Here is a 17905-nt window from a genome sequence, read left to right on the forward strand (position 1 = left end):
AGTTCTTCGAGAAATGCCTGCTGCTCATCCTCTTCAAGCTCCACCAGTTCGGCCTCGATAGAGGCGCATACCGGCACGACGACCGCATCCTCGTTTTCCGCCAGCTTGCGCACGGCATCGAGGTAGGGGTTATTCTCAAAACCCTCTTCCGCCACGTTGGCGATATACATGGTGGGTTTGAGTGTCAGCAGGTGCAGGTCGTAGAGGTGTGCGCGCTGGTCATCGTCGAGCTTCATGGAGCGCGCCATATGCCCTTCATCAAGATGCGCTTTCAGGGGTTCCAGGATAGCCAGCTTTGCCTTTGCATCCTTGTCACCGCCCTTCGCCAGTTTGCCGACGCGATGCTGCGCCTTCTCCACCGTGTCGAGATCGGCCAGCGCCAGTTCGGTGTTGATCACCTCAATGTCCGACAGGGGATCAATCCTGCCCTCGACGTGCACGACATTATCATCTTCGAAACAGCGCACCACATGTACGATGGCATCGGTTTCGCGGATATTGGCGAGGAATTTGTTGCCCAGCCCCTCGCCCTTCGACGCCCCGGCCACCAGACCGGCGATGTCGACAAACTCCATGGTGGTCGGCAACACGCGTTCGGGTTTCACGATTGCTGCCAGCGCTTCCAGGCGCGGGTCCGGCACCGGCACCACACCAACATTCGGGTCGATGGTACAGAACGGATAATTCTCCGCCTGGATTTCCGCGCGTGTCAGCGCATTGAACAGCGTCGACTTGCCGACATTGGGCAGTCCGACGATTCCACATTTAAATCCCATAAGGTCTCACTTCAACTGAGTCCTGCATCACTTTTGCGTATGCAGGGTGTGCATGGCCCGCTCGAACTCACCGGCCACCACGCCAGGCATCACGTCCAGCGCGTCGTAGATGGCATCCTCGATCAGGCGCCGGTCATCGCCGGACGGTTTCTTCAATACATAGTCGACCACCTGGTCACGGTGACCCGGGTGACCGATACCAATACGCAGGCGATAGAAATCCCTGCTGCCAAGGTGGCTGACAAGATCACGCAATCCATTATGCCCGCCGTGACCGCCCCCCTTCTTCAGGCGCACCGTACCCGGCGACAGGTCGAGTTCATCGTGTACGACCAGGATCTGCTCAACAGGGATTTTGAAGAACCGCATCAACGCACCAACGGCCTGGCCACTGCGATTCATAAACGTCAACGGTTTTTGCAGGCGGCATGCGTTACCGTCGATCCGGCAACGCGCCACTTCACTGTGGAAGCGTGGTTCGGCGCGAAAGTCCTGCCGGCAACGGCGCGCCAGCTCATCTACAAACCAAAACCCGGCGTTATGCCGGGTTGGTTCGTACTCGGCACCGGGGTTACCCAGTCCCACAATGAGCTGAATCGCCGGCACTGGCCGGATCGATCAGCCTTCGCCTTCGGCGGCTTCTTCACCGCCCTCGGCAGGCGCTTCGCCTTCACCCTCAGCTTCATCGCCACCGCCTTTCGGTGCGTGAATGGAGGCCACCGCGAGATCATGACCTTCACCACGCCCCAGCTCAACCAGGCTGCCGGTTTCCGGCAATTTCAGATCGCTCAGGTGAACCAGGTCGCCAATTTCCAGACCTGACACATCGACTTCGATGTACTCGGGCAGGTGGGTTGGCAACACGTCCAGCGCCACTTCCACCACTTCGTGGGTCAGCAGACCGCCGGCCTTGACGCCTGGTGAGGTATCGGCACCGACAAAGTGCAGCGGCACATTGACGCGGATCGGTTTCTTCTCATCGATGCGCATGAAATCCATGTGCATGATAATGGGCCTGGCCGGGTGGCGTTGCATATCACGCAGTACCGCCTTGCTGGCCTTGCCGTCGATCTTCACGGTAAGAATATGCGAATAGAACGCCTCATGGCTGAGGCGCTTGAGGACTTCACTGTGCTTCAACTTGATCGATTGCGGGTCCTGGCCCGCACCATAGATCACAGCCGGCACCATGCCTTCGCGACGCAGGCGGCGGCTCGCACCTTTCCCCTCGTCTGTACGCGACTCGGCTTCGAGTTCAAAAATAGACATAACACTAACTCCAGATTGAGTAAAAAACTCCCCCGCGACCAGGAGAGACCGTTCGTCAGTCCATAAACATGGTGCTGACAGATTCTTCATTGCTGATGCGGCGAATCGCTTCGGCCAGCATCTCGGCAACACTCAGCTGACGGATACGCGGACAGGCCTGCGCATCCGGACGCAGCGGAATGGTATCCGTTACCACCAGCTCATCGAGATCCGAATTACTGATGTTCTTGATGGCATCGCCCGACAACACCGGGTGCGTACAATAGGCCGCGACACGAACCGCGCCATTGTCCTTTAGTGCCTTGGCCGCCTGACACAGGGTGCCCGCGGTATCCACCAGGTCATCGACCAGCACGCAACTGCGCCCCTCGACTTCACCGATGATGTGCATCACCTTGGCGACATTGGCCTTCGGGCGACGCTTGTCGATAATCGCCAGGTCGGCATCGTCCAGCCGCTTGGCCAGCGCGCGTGCCCTGACCACGCCACCGACGTCGGGTGATACGACCATCAGGTCAGGCGTCTTCTTGCGCCACACGTCGCCAAGCAGTATTGGCGAGGCGTATACATTGTCCACCGGTACGTCAAAAAAGCCCTGGATCTGCTCCGAGTGCAGGTCCACGGTCAGCACCCGGTCAGCGCCGACATTGCCGATCATCTGCGCCACCACACGCGCCGTGATCGGCACCCGCGACGAACGCGGCCGACGATCCTGGCGCGCATAGCCAAAATATGGAATCACCGTGGTAATACGCGCGGCCGACGCGCGGCGCAGCGCATCTACCATAACCAGCAACTCGATCAGGTTGTCGTTGGTCGGCGTACAGGTCGGCTGGATCACGAACACGTCGCGACCGCGCACATTCTCCATGATCTCGACCATGCTCTCGCCGTCGCTGAACCTGCCGACCACGCACTTGCCCAGGTTCAGCCGCAAGTGGTTGGCAATCGCCTGCGCCAGGGGTGGGTTGGCATTACCCGAAAACACCATCAGGCGGTTGTCTGCATCCGTTGAAGGCATGCCTCTCATGCTGTCGCCATCCCGTTATGGTCGAAGTTCAAAATTCATTGGCTGGGGCGGCAGGATTCGAACCTGCGTATGCCGGGATCAAAACCCGGTGCCTGGCCGCTTGGCGACGCCCCAAAATCTTCTAGCCTGCCCGCACCAGCCGTTCCAGCAACGGGGAGCGATTACAACCGCGCGCCACAAATCCCGTCCAGGGCGCCGGCAGTTGTTCCAGCACGGCGCGCGCCGCGGTCTCTTCGAGGAACGCCGCAAACACACAGGCACCGCTGCCTGTCATCCGCGCAGGCCGGTATTTAGACAGCCAATTCAGTGCGTTAGCCACTTCCGGATAATGTCGCACAACCACCGCTTGCAGGTCGTTGGCGCCCGCGCCCGAGAGAAAGGCGGGTATTTTGAGGGGGCGCGTGTTGCGTGTCAATTGCGGGTCGGAAAATATCCCGGCGGTTGATACGCTTACCGCCGGATTCAGCACCAGAAACCAGGGGGTATCGAGCTGCTCGAGTGGTGTCAGGCGTTCACCGATGCCCTCGGCCCAGGCCGCGCGACCGCGCACGAAGACCGGCACATCGGCGCCCAGTTGCAGGCCAAGTTCAGCCAGCTCGTCCTCGTTGAGACCGGTCTGCCACAGCTGGTTAAGGGCTACCAGCGTGGTGGCTGCGTCAGAACTGCCACCGCCCAGACCGCCACCGGCCGGAAGCCGCTTGTCGAGAAACACCCGGATACCGGCCTGGTGAGCCGTTTTATCCTGCAACAATCGAGCGGCACGGACGACCAGGTCGTCCTGTGGCGCAACACCCGGCAGGCCGCCAACCAACTCAATCCCGTTACCTGCTATCGCCTCAAAGCGAAGGCTGTCACCGTAATCCAGGAACTGAAACACCGTCTGCAATTCATGATAACCGTCGGCACGACGCCCGGTGATATGCAGGAAGCGGTTGATCTTGGCCGGCGCCGGCCAGTCGGTTTGTCCAGGCGCGGGGCTCATTGCAGCGCCCAGTTGTCGACGAGCACCTTGACGCGCAGGCCATCGCGCTGCAACTCAAGGCGCGTGGGCAGGGTATAGTCACCAAATGACCGGTAGCGACGGTAGTCGATCTGCCAGCCATGCTGTCGCAGGGAAACCAGGTGACCGCCGGCATCCAGTTGTGGCTGTGCCTCGCCACGCTGATCCGGTAAACCCCGTAACCAGTATTCCAGACCTGCAATGGGCAGGCGCCAGCCACTTTCCTGCTCCAGCAACTGTTCAGGCCGGGAGGAGAACAGCGCCGGCTGGCCGGCCCGTTTCAACCAGACACCACGCTTGCCACCTTCCAGTTCCATCGCTCCCTGACCAAACGGGCCACGCAAACGAATCCGGTACGTGTCGCCTGTCTGTTTCCAGTCAAAGCCGGCACTCCAGCCATCCTCATCGGTACGAACCGCGATACGCCCGCGCAGCTGCCAGTCGCCCAGAGCCAGCAGCGCTGCCTGATGCGCCTTCCATGCGCCGACATCAGGGGGCGCCTGTAACGGTACCCGGGTTGCACAGGCTGACAGCAACAGGGCAAGGCAAACCAGTCTGAACACGTGGAAACTGTTCAGGGGGCAAACCGCCGAACGGTATCTTCAAGGGTGCGGTTACCGGGATTGGCGGCACGCGCCTGCTTCCACAGGGCAAGCGCGGCATCCTTCTCGCCCATCGCCCACAACACCTCTCCGAGGTGTGCGGCAATCTCCGCATCCTGCGTCATTTCATAGGCCCTTTTCAGGTAATCGCGGGCTTCGGTCAGGCGCCCGAGACGGTACATGACCCAACCCATGCTATCGATCACGGCCGGGTCGTCCGGCGTCTGCACATACGCGCGTTCGATCAACTTCAGGGCCTCGTCATAGCGGTTGGTGCGATCCGCCAGCGTGTAGCCAAGCGCATTCAGCGCGCGTGCGTTATCCGGCTCAATCTCCAGTACCCGACGCAAATCCGCCTCGGCCTGATCCAGGCGCCCCAGCTTTTCCGCCACCAGCGCGCGCGCATACAGCACTTCAAGATCGTCCGGCCGTATCTGCAGGTAATCACTGTAGAGCTTGAACGCTTCATCATTCCAGTCAATGCGGGTCAGGATACTGCCCTCGACCAGGTACAGGCGCTGCGATTGTGCCGGCTGGGCAAGACGCAGTTTGCGCAGCCGCTCACGTGCTGCATCAACATCACCTTCCAGCGCTTCCATGTTGGCGATGCGCACCTGGGCCTCAAAGCGGTGATCGCCCTCCTTCACCTTGCCATACCATTTCATGGCCTCCTTGCGTTTGCCCTGGTCTTCAGCGATAGCACCAAGGTAGTAGTAAGCCTGCTGCTCCTGCACGCCCAGCTTGAGCAGTTTTTTAAACATCTTCCCGGCTTCTTCCAGTTGTCCGGCTTCCAGCGACAACAGCGCCAGCGAATAGACGAGCCGGGCATTGTCCGGCTGGCGCTTGAGAAGCCGTTGATACTGTTCGCGCGCGCCATCGAAATCTTCCAGGTCCACCAGCAGGCGTGCATAGGCCTGCCGCAGCTCGACATCGTCGGGTTTATTCTGCAATGCCTCGGCGAACTGCTGACGGGCGAGCGCTTTCTGCCCCTGCTTCAGGGCAATCTGCGCACGCAGTATGAGCGCATCGGTACGTCCCGGCTGCAGTGCCAGCACTCGCTCAACCAGCTGCGTTGCCAGTGGCCAGTCCTCGGCGTGGACGGCAAGACGTGCATAGGCAAGCCGGGCATCAACATCACCAGGCCGCAAACTCGCCAGTTCGGCCATCACAGCCAGTGCGCGCTGCTTGTCCGGCTCACGCGCCAGCATGGTCAGCAACCGCTGGTAGGGGCTGGGGGCGTTGGCCGGCTGGTGCCTGAGCAGATAGTCAAACTGCTCGACAGCTTCCTGCATTTCACCATTGCGTAATGCCAGTGCCGCCAGCGCCTGACGCGCGTCCAGTTTGTCCGGCGCCAGTTCCACCCAGCGTCGCGCGGCCTGCAGCGCAATGTCCTGGCGCTTACCGTACACGGCAATATTCAATGCCCGCTCGGCAATGCGCGGGTCATTGCTGTTGCGAGCCGCCTCCAGGTAACTGGCCCCGGAAATGTCCAGCGCACCGCGCTGACCGGCAATTTCACCCAGTAGCACCTCGTAAAGCAATTCAGGCGTCAGTTTGCCGGGAACGACGCTGGCTTTATCACCCTGCCCGGCCTGCGGGGACGGTTGCGGCGCAGCCTCGGGAGCCTGCACGGCAGGCTTGCCCCCCGTATCAGACGGTTTGGTCAGGGGCAGGCTGCAGGCAGCAAGCAGCAAGCCGGACAGAACTGCTGCGCCAGCCCGGGAAACTGAATTTTTACATGTAAAACCAATCATCTTTTCAGGTTTTCAGCCTTAAATGGGTGGATTCGTGTCACTATACGGCAAAGCCCCGGAAAGCTACAACGAGCAACCCGCAGCAGGCACCACCGACAGCAGCGCTTGTATTCAACCCGTCTATCCCGCACAATTTTTTGTTTCCGTTAATATTTGTTGCACCATGTCCCTGATCGCGCTCGGCATCAATCACCGCACCGCGCCCGTTGAATTGCGGGAGCAGGTCGCCATTACCGGCGAGCGCATCAGTGATGCCCTGCGCGGGCTGACCGCGTTGCCCTCGGTCAACGAAGCCGCCATCCTGTCGACCTGCAACCGTACCGAACTGTACTGCGGCCTGCAGCAACCTGGTCTCGATGACATCACAGACTGGCTGGCCAGCTACCATAAACTCGACCCGGCAACGATTCGCCCCTACCTGTACTCTTTTCCCGATGAAAGCGCCGTGCGCCATCTGCTGCGCGTCGCCGGCGGACTGGACTCCATGGTTATTGGCGAACCGCAGATCCTCGGACAAATGAAAGAGGCTTACCAGGCGGCCACGGATGCAGGTACGCTGGACAGCGCGCTGGGCCGTTTGTTCCAGCACACCTTCTCGGTGGCCAAACAGATTCGTACCGACACGGCCATCGGCGAGAGTCCGGTTTCGGTGGCATTTGCTGCCGTCAGCCTGGCGAAACAGATTTTCGGCGAATTCGCCAACCAGACAGCCCTGTTGATCGGTGCCGGTGAAACCATCGAACTCACCGCGCGCCATCTGCGCGACCAGCAACTCGGCCGGCTGGTGATCGCCAACCGCACCCCCGAAAATGCCCACCGGCTGGCAGCACGCTTTAACGGCTATGGTATCGGACTTGACGAAATTCCCGCACACCTTGCCGAAGCAGACATTGTCATCTCGGCAACCGGCAGCCCACAGGCCATCCTCGACAAGGCGATGGTGAAAAAAGCACTGAAAAGCCGCAAGCACCGGCCGGTATTCATGGTGGATATTGCCGTGCCACGCGACATCGAGGCCAATGTCGCGGAACTGGAAGATATTTACCTGTACACCGTGGACGATCTGCAGGATGTTATCCAGGAGAACCTCAAGTCACGCCAGCAGGCTGCGTTACAGGCTGAAGAAATCATCGACGTGCAGGTCGAGCGCTTCATGAGCTGGTTGCGTGCGCAGGATGCCGTGGCCACCATCCGTAACTACCGCCAGCACGCCGAGCAGCAACGCAATGAAGTCATGCGTAAGGCCCGGCAGATGCTCGCCAGTGGCAAGGACCCGCAACAGGTACTGGAATTTCTTGCCAATACACTGACCAACAAACTCACCCATGTCCCCAGCGTGCGCATTCGCGAGGCCGCCGAAAACAGTGACCGCGAACTGCTCGATGCCGCACGGGTGCTGTTTGACATAGACAAAGACAAACCGTGAATCCTTCGCTGGAAAACAAACTGCAAACCGTCGTCGAGCGCGCCGAGGAAGTCAGCGCCCTGCTCTCGGACCCCGACGTCATATCCGACAATAACCGTTTCCGTGAGCTGTCGCAGGAGTACGCGCAGATCACACCGGTTGTAAACTGTTTTGAGTCCCTGCAACAGGCACGGGACGACGAAGCCGCCGCGCAGGAAATGCTGAAAGACCCGGACCCCGAAGTCAGGGAGATGGCCGGCGAAGAGCTGGAAGACGCCCGCCAGCGCCGCGAAGCGCTGGAAATAGAACTGCAGAAACACCTGCTGCCGAAAGACCCCAACGACAACAAGAACGTCTACCTGGAAATCCGCGCCGGCACCGGCGGTGACGAGGCCGCCATTTTTGCCGGCGACCTGTTCCGTATGTATTCACGCTACGCTGAAATACAGCGCTGGAATATTGAAATTCTCAGCGAAAGCGAAGGCGAGCACGGCGGCTACAAGGAAATCATTGCGCGCATCAGCGGCAATGACGTGTATGCCCGGCTCAAATTTGAATCCGGCGTACACCGTGTGCAGCGGGTACCGGAAACCGAGTCGCAGGGGCGGATACATACCTCGGCCGCCACGGTTGCCGTACTGCCCGAAGCAGAAGAGACCGAAGCCATCAACATCAACCCGGCAGACCTCAAGGTCGACACCTACCGCGCCTCCGGTGCCGGTGGTCAGCACATCAACAAGACCGACTCGGCCGTGCGCATCACTCACCTGCCAACCGGCGTCGTGGTGGAGTGCCAGGACGAACGCTCACAGCACAAGAACCGCGCCCGTGCGTTGTCATTGCTGGCTTCACGCCTGCAGGCCGCAGAAGATGAAAAGCGCCACAGCGAGGAAAGTGAAACACGCCGCAACCTGGTCGGCAGCGGCGACCGCTCGGAGCGCATCCGTACCTATAACTTCCCGCAGGGTCGTATCACCGATCATCGTATCAACCTCACGCTGTACAAGCTGGATGACATTATCCAGGGCGATCTCGACCCGATCATCGAACCCCTGCTGAGCGAAGACCAGGCCGACCGGCTGGCGGAACTCAGCACACAACATCACTGAGACGCCTGTGACCAGCATCGCACAGGCGTTGCAGCAGGCCAGCGCCCAACTGCACAACAGTGACACACCGCAACTGGATGCCGAAGTCCTGTTGATGCACGTGCTCGGCAAACCCCGCAGCTACCTGCATGCCTGGCCCGAGGCGCAACTGCATGCCAGGCAACTGGAACAGTTCGGAACACTGCTTGCGAAGCGTCTTGAGGGGATGCCGGTCGCCCATCTGACCGGCCGCCGTGAGTTCTGGTCGCTGGATCTTGAAGTCAGCGAACACACGCTTATCCCCCGGCCGGACACGGAGCTGCTGGTTGAACAGGCACTGGCACAGCTACCGACCGACCCGCCGTTACGGCTGCTCGACGCTGGCACCGGCAGCGGCGCCATCGCCCTGGCGCTGGCACACGAACGACCGCACTGGCAGATACTCGCCAACGACCGGTCGCTGGACTGCCTGCGTGTGGCGCGTAACAACGCCTCAAGACTCAATCTCGGCAATGTGTGCTTTTTTGCCGGCCACTGGGGCAACGCCATTGCCGACCAGTCACTCGATGCGCTGGTTTCCAACCCCCCCTATATTCCCGAACAGGACCCACATCTCGGCAAGGGCGACGTCCGCTTTGAACCCCGCAGCGCACTGAGCGCCGGAACGGACGGCCTGGACGACCTGAAACAACTGATCGAAGCCGCACCCCGCCTGCTTATACCCGGCGGCCATATTCTGCTGGAACACGGCTACGACCAGGCTGCAAGAATTCGCAGCCTGTTGAAAAAAAAGGGATTAATCAGTATTCACAGCGCCCGCGATCTGGCCGGAAATGAACGCGTCAGTCTCGCCAGAAAGCCCGCCTGACGGCAAACTCGCGACTCCCCTGCTTTTGCTATAGGATTTCCTCATGGAACATCATGACCCGGATACCCTCAAGCACCGGGAAGTCGCGTTCCGCGACCCACTCCCGGGGCAGCAACAGGCACTCGACGCCATACTGGCGTTGACGGACATCGACGGAATACTGGATGTCTCCCTGGCCGGCCCTTCACGCAATGCCATACACGTCAGCTACGACCTGCGCCAGATCGACCTGTCCACTATTGAAGCCCTGCTGTTCGAACTTGGCTTCCACCTCGAAAACAACCTGCTCACCAAAATAAAGCGCGCCCTGTACTACTACACGGAAGGCATCGAACTGGAAAATCTGGCCATCCGCCGCGACCAGGACCACAGTACCCGCGACATCTTCACCCACTGCTACCTCAGCCAGCGCCACGGCTGCCGCGACAGCCGTCCGGAACACTGGCGCCGTTACCTGTAAAATGTCCACCCTGTTTTTTTAGCGGCATGGCCGGTATCGTCACGGCATGGACGATAACCAGTTACTCCGTTACAGCCGACAGATCCTGCTCCCGCAAATTGGCACGGAAGGCCAGCAGACCCTGCTGGGTTCACGCGTGCTCGTGATTGGCGCCGGCGGTCTCGGCTCACCGGCGGCACTGTACCTGGCGGCGGCCGGTATCGGCCAGCTGGTAATTGCCGATGACGACGAAGTTGACCTGTCCAACCTGCAACGGCAGATCCTTCACCGGCATAGCGATATTGGCAAAGCAAAAGTCGACTCGGCAAAGGACACGCTGAAAGCGCTCAACCCGGATGTCGAAATCACCACCCTGCACACCCGCCTGAAAGACCGGGCGTTGAAAGCAGAAGTCGCAAAGGCAGACCTTGTGGTGGACGCCAGCGACAACTTCGACACGCGTTTTGCGGTCAACCGGGCCTGCGTGGAAACCGCCACACCGCTGGTATCCGGCGCGGCGATCCGCATGGAAGGTCAGGTGTCGGTGTTTCTCCCTGGCGACCCGGACAGCCCCTGCTACCGCTGCCTGTACCGCGAAGGCGAAGACCCGGAACAGACCTGCGCCGATAACGGTGTACTGTCGCCGATTGTCGGTATCATCGGCAGCATCCAGGCGCTGGAAGCGATCAAGGTATTACTCAGGCTGGGCGATACGCTGTGCGGCCGTCTGCTGGTGTTTGACGGCCTGTATAATGAATGGCGCAACATGAAACTTCGTCGTGACCCGGCCTGCCCGGTGTGTGGAAACAACACACCATGAAACACGTCACCCTGCCCCGCCCGCTGGTCAACCGGATACTGCACCTGGCGCAACGCGAACCGGACCGTGAAGTCTGCGGGCTTGTCAGCGCACGGGACAACCAGCCTGCACGATGTATTCCTGTTACCAATATCGCCAAAGAACCGAAGCGATTATATGAGATGAACCCCAAACAACAGATCGACGCCATGCGCAAAATGCGCGAACAGGGCGAAACGCTGTTTGCAATTTATCACTCACACCCGACTGGCCCGGCTGAACCTTCTGTTACTGATATCGAACAGGCCGGTTACCCGGATGCATTGCATCTGATCGTATCGTTGAATACGAAGGGCGTGCTGGAGTTGGGGGGATACCGGATTAATGGCGGCAGGGCCGAGGCGGTACATCTGGAAATTCTGGAAGACTGATTGATTCGTCATGCCGGCCTGCGCCGATGACGATTTCGAATTCACCAGGGCTCCCATGAATTATATTCCTTGTAAAATCGGAGAAAGCCCCATATGCTGTGCCCAGCTACAGATTTTGTTATTCGCAGTTTTGGTTGTTACCTACACGTTTCTCCATGTATTTCTCGTTTCATCACCTGTACGCAACTCTCTATTTGTTCAATTTATTAAGGTAAAAAGCGATATGGCTACAGGTACTGTAAAGTGGTTTAACGAATCCAAAGGTTTTGGTTTTATTTCTCAGGACGCGGGCGGCGATGATGTGTTCGTACATTTCAACGCGATCCAGGGCTCGGGTTTCAAAACTCTGGCCGAAGGACAGCCGGTCACCTATGAGGTAGAAAAAGGTCCCAAGGGCCTTCAGGCAGCTAATGTTACTGCTGCCTAGGCAAGACCTCATCGGATAAACCGATACGAAGAACCCCGCTCCTGCGGGGTTTTTTTGCACCGCATGAACCGGAAAAACCCGACGGGCCGGCACAGGCAGTCGCTGTCGAGGTCTGTTGTCATATGCACTGAAGTGATAGAAGCACCTTAAGCTCAATCCCCGGACAACAGCCGTTTAAGGATCTTGTTCACTTCACCGGGATTGGCCTTGCCCTGGGTGGCTTTCATCACCTGGCCGACAAAGAAGCCGAGCAGTTTTTCCTGTCCACCCTTGTATTGCTCGACCTGTTTGGGGTTCTTGTCCAGCACTTCGCGCACCATTTTCTCGATGGCGGCAGTGTCGGTAATCTGTTTGAGGCCTTTCTTTTCTATGACAGTATCGGCATCGCCTTCACCCTGACACATGGCTTCGAACACCTGCTTGGCGATTTTGCCGGAAATGGTATTGTCGCTGATACGTTTCAGCAGGCCACCAAGTCGCTCGGCACTGACCGGCGAGGCATCGATGTCGAGACCTTCACGGTTCAGCAAACCGGACAGTTCACCGGTGACCCAGTTGGCGGCGAGTTTGCCTTCACCACCGGAAGCCTCGACTGTCAGCTCAAAATAACTGGCCATTTCCCGGCTGCCGGTCAGCACCACGGCATCACGGTGCGACAGTTCATACTGTGTGATGAAGCGTTCGCGTTTGGCGTCTGGCAACTCCGGCAGTGTTTTACGCACAGCCTCGATAAAGTCATCGTCGAGGATGACCGGCAACAGGTCCGGGTCGGGGAAATAACGGTAGTCGTTGGCTTCTTCCTTACTGCGCATGGAACGTGTTTCATCGCGATCGGAATCGTACAGTCGGGTCTCCTGCACCACTTTACCACCGCCTTCGATGACATCGATCTGACGCTCGACTTCGAAGTTAATGGCGCGCTCCACGAAGCGGAAGGAGTTGATGTTCTTGATCTCGGCGCGGGTACCGAATGCTTCCTGGCCCTTTGGTCGTATCGACACGTTGGCATCACAACGGAACGAGCCTTCCTGCATGTTGCCGTCGCAGATTTCCAGGTAACGCACCAGCGCGTGTATTTTTTTCATGTAGGCGACGGCTTCCTTCGCCGAGCGCATGTCCGGTTCGGACACAATTTCCAGCAATGGGGTACCGGCACGGTTAAGGTCGATACCGGTCTCGCCGTGAAAATCCTCGTGCAGGGATTTCCCGGCGTCCTCTTCGAGGTGCGCGCGGGTGATGCCAATGCGTCGGGTGGTATCATCTTCCAGGTCGATATCGATGTAGCCATCATGCACGATGGGCAGTTCGAACTGGCTGATCTGGTAGCCTTTCGGCAGGTCGGGGTAAAAGTAGTTCTTGCGCGCAAACACCGAACGCTTCGCCACCGTGGAGTGCGTGGCCAGCCCGAAACGTGCCGCCAGTTCCACGACCTTTTCATTCAGTACCGGCAGCACACCCGGCAGACCAAGGTCCACTGCGCAGGCCTGGGTGTTTGGCTCGGCGCCGTAGGCGGTCGATGCGCCGGAAAAGATTTTACTCGTGGTCGACAGCTGCGCGTGTATCTCCAGCCCGATGACGACTTCCCATTCCATACTCAGGATTCTCTCTTATTCGTAGCCCGCGGGGCGCTGCGTGTGCCAGTCGGTGACCTGCTGGTAGCGGTGCGCCACATTCAGTAACCGGCCTTCGTCAAAATAATTACCAATCAACTGCAGGCCGATCGGCAAGCCATTTACCAGGCCGGCAGGAATGGACATGCCCGGCAAACCGGCCAGGTTCACGGCGATAGTGTAGATGTCCGACAGGTACATGGTGACCGGGTCATCGGATTTCTCGCCAAGCCTGAACGCGGTGGTCGGCGCCGTCGGCCCCATGATGACATCGACCTGTTCAAAAGCCTTGACGAAATCATCACGTATCAGGCGACGGATCTGCTGTGCCTTCAGATAATAGGCATCGTAATAACCGGCCGACAGGGCATAGGTACCAATCATGATGCGGCGCTTCACCTCGGCGCCAAAACCCTCACCGCGCGAACGCGTGTACAGGTCATCGAGGTCTTTCGGGTTTTCACAGCGGTGACCGAAACGCACCCCGTCCATGCGCGACAGGTTGGAGGAACACTCCGCCGGCGCCACCACGTAATAGACCGGGACCGACAGACCACTGTTCGGCAGGCTGATTTCCTTTACGGTAGCGCCCAGCGACTTGTACTGCTCGATGGCCGCTTCCATAGTAGCGCGCACATCGGCATCCAGACCTTCATCGAAAAACTCTTTCGGCAAACCGATGACCAGGCCATCCAGGTCCTGTTCCAGCCCGGCCGTGTAATCGTCCACTGGGCGGTCGATGCTGGTGGAGTCACGCGGATCGAAACCGGACATGGCCTGCAACAGCACCGCTGCATCTGCCGCGGAACCTGCAAACGGCCCACCCTGATCGAGACTGGACGCAAACGCAATCATGCCGTAGCGGGATACCCGTCCATAGGTCGGCTTGAGGCCGGTAATGCCACACAGTGCCGCCGGCTGACGGATAGAACCGCCGGTATCGGTACCGGTTGCGAGGGGCGCCAGGCGCGCCGCCACTGCAGCGGCCGAACCGCCGGACGAGCCGCCCGGCACACGTTCAAGGTCCCAGGGGTTCTTTACCGGGCCGTAGAAACTGGTCTCATTGGAAGACCCCATGGCGAACTCATCCATGTTGGTCTTGCCCAGCATCACCGCGCCGGCCTGTTTCAGTTTTTCGCTGACGGTAGCATCGTAGGGCGCCTCGAAATTGTCCAGCATGCGCGAGCCGCAGCTGGTACGCACGCCGTCAGTGCAGAAGATATCCTTGTGCAGGAACGGGATACCGGTCAGCGGCCCGCCATCACCGGCGGCTATACGCTGATCGGCGTCGCGCGCCGCCTGCAGCGCCTGCTCGGCCGTCAGCGTCAATACACTGTTCAATGCGCCGTCAAAACGCTCAATACGGTCAAGAAAGTGGCGCGTTAGCGCTTCACTGGTAAATTCACCGGCGCGCAACCCCGCGGCCAGCTCGGAAAGACTTTTCTGATGCATAGACAGCCCTGCTACTCGACGACGCGGGGAACCAGGTACAGGCCGGACTCGACACGCGGCGCAACTTTCTGGAACTTGTCTCGCTGGTTTTGCTCGGTAACCACGTCGGGACGCAGGCGCTGGCTGGCGTCCAGTGGATGCGCCATTGGCTCAATACCCGTGGTATCCACGGCATTTAACTGCTCAACAAAGGCAAAAATATCGGACAGGCTGCTTGCATAGGTCGCATTTTCGGCCTCATCCACGCCCAGCCGCGCAAGGCGCGCGATACGGCGTATAGTGTCCTGGTCCAGTGACATGTTTCCGGTCTCGACTGCATTTTCGGGAAGACGCGAAAGGTAGCATATTTGCACATGGTATTGCAGGCGCATGGCGTAGCGACCGGTAGCGGCGCATGCCGCAACCGGGCAAGCCTGTTTCGGGCGCGATAATTGCTTGCCCAATGGTGCATGCGTTGTTAGATTACATTCTTTTATCAAGCTACGGATTCAGCACCTAATGTTCAGAAGTCTGATGGGGATGTTCTCCAACGATCTTTCCATAGATCTGGGGACCGCCAATACCCTGATTTACGTACGCGACCAGGGCGTTGTGCTCGACGAACCTTCGGTGGTCGCGATTCGCCAGGATCGCGGACCGGGCGGCCCCAAAAGTATCGCCGCAGTGGGTGCGGAAGCCAAGGCCATGCTGGGCCGCACACCAGGTAACATCACCGCCATCCGGCCGCTGAAGGAAGGCGTCATCGCCGACTTCACCGTGACCGAGAAAATGCTCCAGCATTTCATCCACAAGGTGCACGAAGCACGTTTTTTCCGCCCTAGTCCACGGGTTCTGATCTGCGTACCCTGCGGCTCCACCCAGGTGGAACGGCGCGCCATCAAGGAATCGGCCGCCGGCGCCGGCGCACGCGAGGTATACCTCATAGAAGAACCCATGGCCGCCGCTATCGGCGCCGGCATGCCGGTGGACGAAGCACGTGGATCCATGGTGCTGGATATCGGCGGTGGCACGTCGGAAGTGGCCGTTATTTCGCTCAATGGCATTGTGTATTCGGCCTCGGTGCGCATCGGCGGCGACCGTTTCGACGAGGCCATTGTGAATTACGTGCGCCGCAACTACGGCACACTGATCGGTGAGGCGACCGCCGAGAAGATCAAAAAAGAAATCGGCTCCGCCTACCCCGGCGCTGAAATGAAAGAGCTGGAAGTAAAAGGTCGCAACCTTGCCCAGGGCGTCCCGCGCAGCTTTACACTCAACAGCAACGAAATCCTGGAAGCCCTGCAGGAGCCGCTGGCCGGTATCGTCGGCGCAGTGAAGACAGCACTGGAACAGACACCGCCGGAACTCGGTGCCGACGTTGCCGAACGTGGCATTGTCATTACCGGTGGTGGCGCATTGTTGCGCGATCTGGATCACCTGCTGATGGAAGAAACCGGCCTGCCGGTGGTTATCGCCGATGACCCGCTGACCTGCGTGGCACGCGGCGGCGGACGTGCACTGGAACTGCTCGACGAACGCGGCGGCGACCTGTTTGCGGTTGAATAATCGCTGAAGCCGGTCGGCAAGACCGGATGGAGTAGTCGCTATCAAGCAAATTTTTACCGCAGGCCCACCGTTACTGGCCCGATTGCTGGGCGTGACTCTGCTTTCCATTGCGCTGATGACCATCGACCATCGCCAGCACCATCTCGACACTGTGCGCAGCGCCTTGTCGGTGGTGGTTTACCCCCTGCAATTGCTGGTTGACCTGCCCGGTAACACCATCGACTGGTTCCGCGAATCGCTGTCCACCCGCCGTCAGTTGCAGGAAGAAAACTTCAGCCTGCGTAACCAGCAACTGATACTGAATACCCAGCTGCAGAAACTGGAATCGCTGGAAGCGGAAAACCGCCACCTGCGCGCCCTGCTCGACTCATCCTTCCAGGTCGGCGAACGACCGATGCTGATTGCCGCACTGTTGTCGGTCGACATGGACCCCTACCGTCACCAGATCGAGATCAACAAGGGCAGCCTGGACAATCTGTTCGAAGGCCAGCCCCTGCTCGACAGCCGGGGCGTCATGGGCCAACTGATTCACGTTGGACCCTTTACCTCGACAGCCATGCTGATTACCGATCCGGCACACGCGATTCCGGTGCAGGTCAATCGTAACGGCCTGCGTACCATTGCGCTGGGAACAGGCAAATTCGATCAGCTGGAACTGCCCAATATACCCAATACTGTCGATATCCAGGTGGGCGACCTGCTGGTGAGTTCCGGGCTTGGCGGCCGCTTCCCGCCCGGATACCCGGTCGCCGAGGTCACCGAGGTCGAACAGGACCCCGGCCGTGCCTTCTCCCGGGTACTGGCACGACCGCGTGCGCAGCTGGATCGCAGCCGTGAAGTTCTGCTGGTGTGGCCGGAGCAGATCGAACACCCGATTGAACCGGATAAACGCGAAGCACGACCCGCCGGGGAAACGCCGTGAACCTGAGCCGCTCAAACGGTGGCATCATCATACTGGCGACGTTTGCGCTGGCAATGATCCTGACCATTATCCCGTTACCCGGCAGCCTGGTTTACCTGCGTCCGGACTGGGTCGGACTCACGCTGATATTCTGGTGCCTGACCCTGCCTTACCGGGTCAGTGTCGGCTCCGGTTTTCTGGTCGGCCTGCTGCTCGATGTGCTGACCGGCACGCTGCTGGGACAGCATGCCCTGGCATTGAGTCTTATCGCCTATGTTTGCGTACGCCTGCACGCACGTATCCGCGCCTACCCGGCCTGGCAACAAACCCTGACCGTACTGGTGCTGCTGGCTCTGCACCAGCTGGTAGTACTGTGGGTAGACCGCACCATCGGCCGGCCCGGACACGGCCTGACTTACTGGCTGCCTTCGCTCATCAGCATGTTTCTCTGGCCACTGGCACAACGCTGGCTCAACTCGGTACGGCTGGCATTCTCGGTGCAATGAGTC

The 17905-nt window shown here is 59.4% G+C and carries 20 protein-coding genes and 1 tRNA gene; 10 read left to right on the plus strand and 11 right to left on the minus strand.

Annotation, left to right across the window (positions count from 1 at the left end; translation table 11 throughout):
* From ychF to ACW81B_RS05935, 8 genes are all read right to left on the minus strand, one after another.
* Window positions 1-776, minus strand: a 776-nt coding sequence (gene ychF / locus ACW81B_RS05900) for a redox-regulated ATPase YchF (protein ID WP_491579293.1), incomplete at its 3' end; no start/stop codon positions are given.
* 27 nt (window positions 777-803) lie between these two features.
* Window positions 804-1382, minus strand: coding sequence for an aminoacyl-tRNA hydrolase (gene pth / locus ACW81B_RS05905; protein WP_491579294.1), 579 nt, complete (start codon window positions 1380-1382; stop codon window positions 804-806).
* Between the two features lie 12 nt (window positions 1383-1394).
* Window positions 1395-2045, minus strand: coding sequence for a 50S ribosomal protein L25/general stress protein Ctc (locus ACW81B_RS05910; RefSeq protein WP_491579295.1), 651 nt, complete (start codon window positions 2043-2045; stop codon window positions 1395-1397).
* 55 nt (window positions 2046-2100) lie between these two features.
* Window positions 2101-3075, minus strand: coding sequence for a ribose-phosphate diphosphokinase (locus tag ACW81B_RS05915; protein WP_491579296.1), 975 nt, complete (start codon window positions 3073-3075; stop codon window positions 2101-2103).
* Window positions 3076-3114: 39 nt separating this feature from the next.
* Window positions 3115-3189 (minus strand) — tRNA-Gln (locus ACW81B_RS05920).
* A gap of 7 nt (window positions 3190-3196) precedes the next feature.
* Window positions 3197-4057, minus strand: a complete 861-nt coding sequence (ispE, locus tag ACW81B_RS05925) for a 4-(cytidine 5'-diphospho)-2-C-methyl-D-erythritol kinase (RefSeq protein ID WP_491579297.1) — start codon at window positions 4055-4057, stop codon at window positions 3197-3199.
* On the minus strand, window positions 4054-4638 hold the full coding sequence (gene lolB / locus ACW81B_RS05930) for a lipoprotein insertase outer membrane protein LolB (protein ID WP_491579298.1): 585 nt from the start codon (window positions 4636-4638) through the stop codon (window positions 4054-4056). Before lolB ends, ispE begins: the two co-directional genes overlap by 4 nt.
* 11 nt (window positions 4639-4649) lie before the next feature.
* Window positions 4650-6371: a tetratricopeptide repeat protein gene (locus tag ACW81B_RS05935; protein ID WP_491579299.1), complete on the minus strand. Its 1722-nt coding sequence runs from the start codon at window positions 6369-6371 to the stop codon at window positions 4650-4652.
* A gap of 223 nt (window positions 6372-6594) precedes the next feature.
* On the opposite strand from ACW81B_RS05935, the gene hemA reads away from it, so the two are divergent.
* The 7 genes from hemA to ACW81B_RS05970 all read left to right on the plus strand — a co-directional run bounded on the left by hemA (window position 6595) and on the right by ACW81B_RS05970 (window position 11888).
* Entirely contained in the window at window positions 6595-7857 is a 1263-nt protein-coding gene (hemA, locus tag ACW81B_RS05940) for a glutamyl-tRNA reductase (protein ID WP_491579328.1), read from the plus strand.
* Window positions 7854-8945 (plus strand): peptide chain release factor 1, encoded by a 1092-nt coding sequence (gene prfA, locus ACW81B_RS05945; protein ID WP_491579300.1) that lies wholly within the window; start codon window positions 7854-7856, stop codon window positions 8943-8945. Before hemA ends, prfA begins: the two co-directional genes overlap by 4 nt.
* Window positions 8946-8952: 7 nt before the next feature.
* Window positions 8953-9792 (plus strand): peptide chain release factor N(5)-glutamine methyltransferase, encoded by an 840-nt coding sequence (gene prmC, locus ACW81B_RS05950; RefSeq protein WP_491579301.1) that lies wholly within the window; start codon window positions 8953-8955, stop codon window positions 9790-9792.
* A gap of 43 nt (window positions 9793-9835) precedes the next feature.
* A complete protein-coding gene (locus ACW81B_RS05955; RefSeq protein WP_491579302.1) occupies window positions 9836-10252 on the plus strand; it encodes a hypothetical protein in 417 nt (138 codons plus the stop codon).
* Between the two features lie 46 nt (window positions 10253-10298).
* Window positions 10299-11051, plus strand: coding sequence for a HesA/MoeB/ThiF family protein (locus tag ACW81B_RS05960; RefSeq protein WP_491579303.1), 753 nt, complete (start codon window positions 10299-10301; stop codon window positions 11049-11051).
* Complete coding sequence (locus tag ACW81B_RS05965; RefSeq protein WP_491579304.1) at window positions 11048-11461, plus strand: M67 family metallopeptidase; 414 nt, start codon at window positions 11048-11050, stop codon at window positions 11459-11461. Before ACW81B_RS05960 ends, ACW81B_RS05965 begins: the two co-directional genes overlap by 4 nt.
* Before the next feature lie 223 nt (window positions 11462-11684).
* Complete coding sequence (locus tag ACW81B_RS05970) at window positions 11685-11888, plus strand: cold-shock protein (protein WP_132973376.1); 204 nt, start codon at window positions 11685-11687, stop codon at window positions 11886-11888.
* Window positions 11889-12040: 152 nt separating this feature from the next.
* On the opposite strand, the gene gatB is transcribed toward ACW81B_RS05970, so the two are convergent.
* The 3 genes from gatB to gatC are packed head-to-tail and all read right to left on the minus strand — an operon-like array spanning window position 12041 to window position 15249.
* The gene (gene gatB / locus ACW81B_RS05975; protein ID WP_491579305.1) at window positions 12041-13480 is read right to left on the minus strand and encodes an Asp-tRNA(Asn)/Glu-tRNA(Gln) amidotransferase subunit GatB; all 1440 of its coding nucleotides are present in this window, start codon (window positions 13478-13480) and stop codon (window positions 12041-12043) included.
* Window positions 13481-13495: 15 nt separating this feature from the next.
* The gene (gatA, locus tag ACW81B_RS05980) at window positions 13496-14950 is read right to left on the minus strand and encodes an Asp-tRNA(Asn)/Glu-tRNA(Gln) amidotransferase subunit GatA (protein WP_491579306.1); all 1455 of its coding nucleotides are present in this window, start codon (window positions 14948-14950) and stop codon (window positions 13496-13498) included.
* Window positions 14951-14961: 11 nt separating this feature from the next.
* Entirely contained in the window at window positions 14962-15249 is a 288-nt protein-coding gene (gatC, locus tag ACW81B_RS05985; protein ID WP_491579329.1) for an Asp-tRNA(Asn)/Glu-tRNA(Gln) amidotransferase subunit GatC, read from the minus strand.
* A 199-nt stretch (window positions 15250-15448) separates the two neighbouring features.
* On the opposite strand from gatC, the gene ACW81B_RS05990 reads away from it, so the two are divergent.
* From ACW81B_RS05990 to mreD, 3 genes are read left to right on the plus strand one after another with little or no spacing between them, the layout of a single operon-like run.
* Window positions 15449-16495 carry a rod shape-determining protein gene (locus ACW81B_RS05990; RefSeq protein WP_491579307.1) on the plus strand — a complete coding sequence of 349 codons (1047 nt, stop codon included), beginning with the start codon at window positions 15449-15451 and terminating at the stop codon, window positions 16493-16495.
* Between the two features lie 49 nt (window positions 16496-16544).
* Window positions 16545-17417, plus strand: coding sequence for a rod shape-determining protein MreC (gene mreC / locus ACW81B_RS05995; RefSeq protein ID WP_491579330.1), 873 nt, complete (start codon window positions 16545-16547; stop codon window positions 17415-17417).
* Window positions 17414-17902 (plus strand): rod shape-determining protein MreD, encoded by a 489-nt coding sequence (gene mreD, locus ACW81B_RS06000; protein WP_491579308.1) that lies wholly within the window; start codon window positions 17414-17416, stop codon window positions 17900-17902. The genes mreC and mreD overlap by 4 nt, the downstream gene beginning before the upstream one ends.
* Window positions 17903-17905 lie beyond the last annotated feature (3 nt).

The sequence above is a fragment of the Thiogranum sp. genome, from assembly GCF_058323355.1.

Bases quoted from the DNA above. Each gene is read 5' to 3' on its own strand.
- gatB (WP_491579305.1), bottom strand. From the start codon at position 13,480: ATGGAATGGGAAGTCGTCATCGGGCTGGAGATACACGCGCAGCTGTCG.
- ACW81B_RS05960 (WP_491579303.1), top strand. From the start codon at position 10,299: ATGGACGATAACCAGTTACTCCGTTACAGCCGACAGATCCTGCTCCCG.
- ACW81B_RS05970 (WP_132973376.1), top strand. From the start codon at position 11,685: ATGGCTACAGGTACTGTAAAGTGGTTTAACGAATCCAAAGGTTTTGGT.
- gatA (WP_491579306.1), bottom strand. From the start codon at position 14,950: ATGCATCAGAAAAGTCTTTCCGAGCTGGCCGCGGGGTTGCGCGCCGGT.
- gatC (WP_491579329.1), bottom strand. From the start codon at position 15,249: ATGTCACTGGACCAGGACACTATACGCCGTATCGCGCGCCTTGCGCGG.
- ACW81B_RS05910 (WP_491579295.1), bottom strand. From the start codon at position 2,045: ATGTCTATTTTTGAACTCGAAGCCGAGTCGCGTACAGACGAGGGGAAA.
- ACW81B_RS05955 (WP_491579302.1), top strand. From the start codon at position 9,836: ATGGAACATCATGACCCGGATACCCTCAAGCACCGGGAAGTCGCGTTC.
- ispE (WP_491579297.1), bottom strand. From the start codon at position 4,057: ATGAGCCCCGCGCCTGGACAAACCGACTGGCCGGCGCCGGCCAAGATC.
- ACW81B_RS05965 (WP_491579304.1), top strand. From the start codon at position 11,048: ATGAAACACGTCACCCTGCCCCGCCCGCTGGTCAACCGGATACTGCAC.
- ACW81B_RS05915 (WP_491579296.1), bottom strand. From the start codon at position 3,075: ATGAGAGGCATGCCTTCAACGGATGCAGACAACCGCCTGATGGTGTTT.
- hemA (WP_491579328.1), top strand. From the start codon at position 6,595: ATGTCCCTGATCGCGCTCGGCATCAATCACCGCACCGCGCCCGTTGAA.
- ACW81B_RS05990 (WP_491579307.1), top strand. From the start codon at position 15,449: ATGTTCAGAAGTCTGATGGGGATGTTCTCCAACGATCTTTCCATAGAT.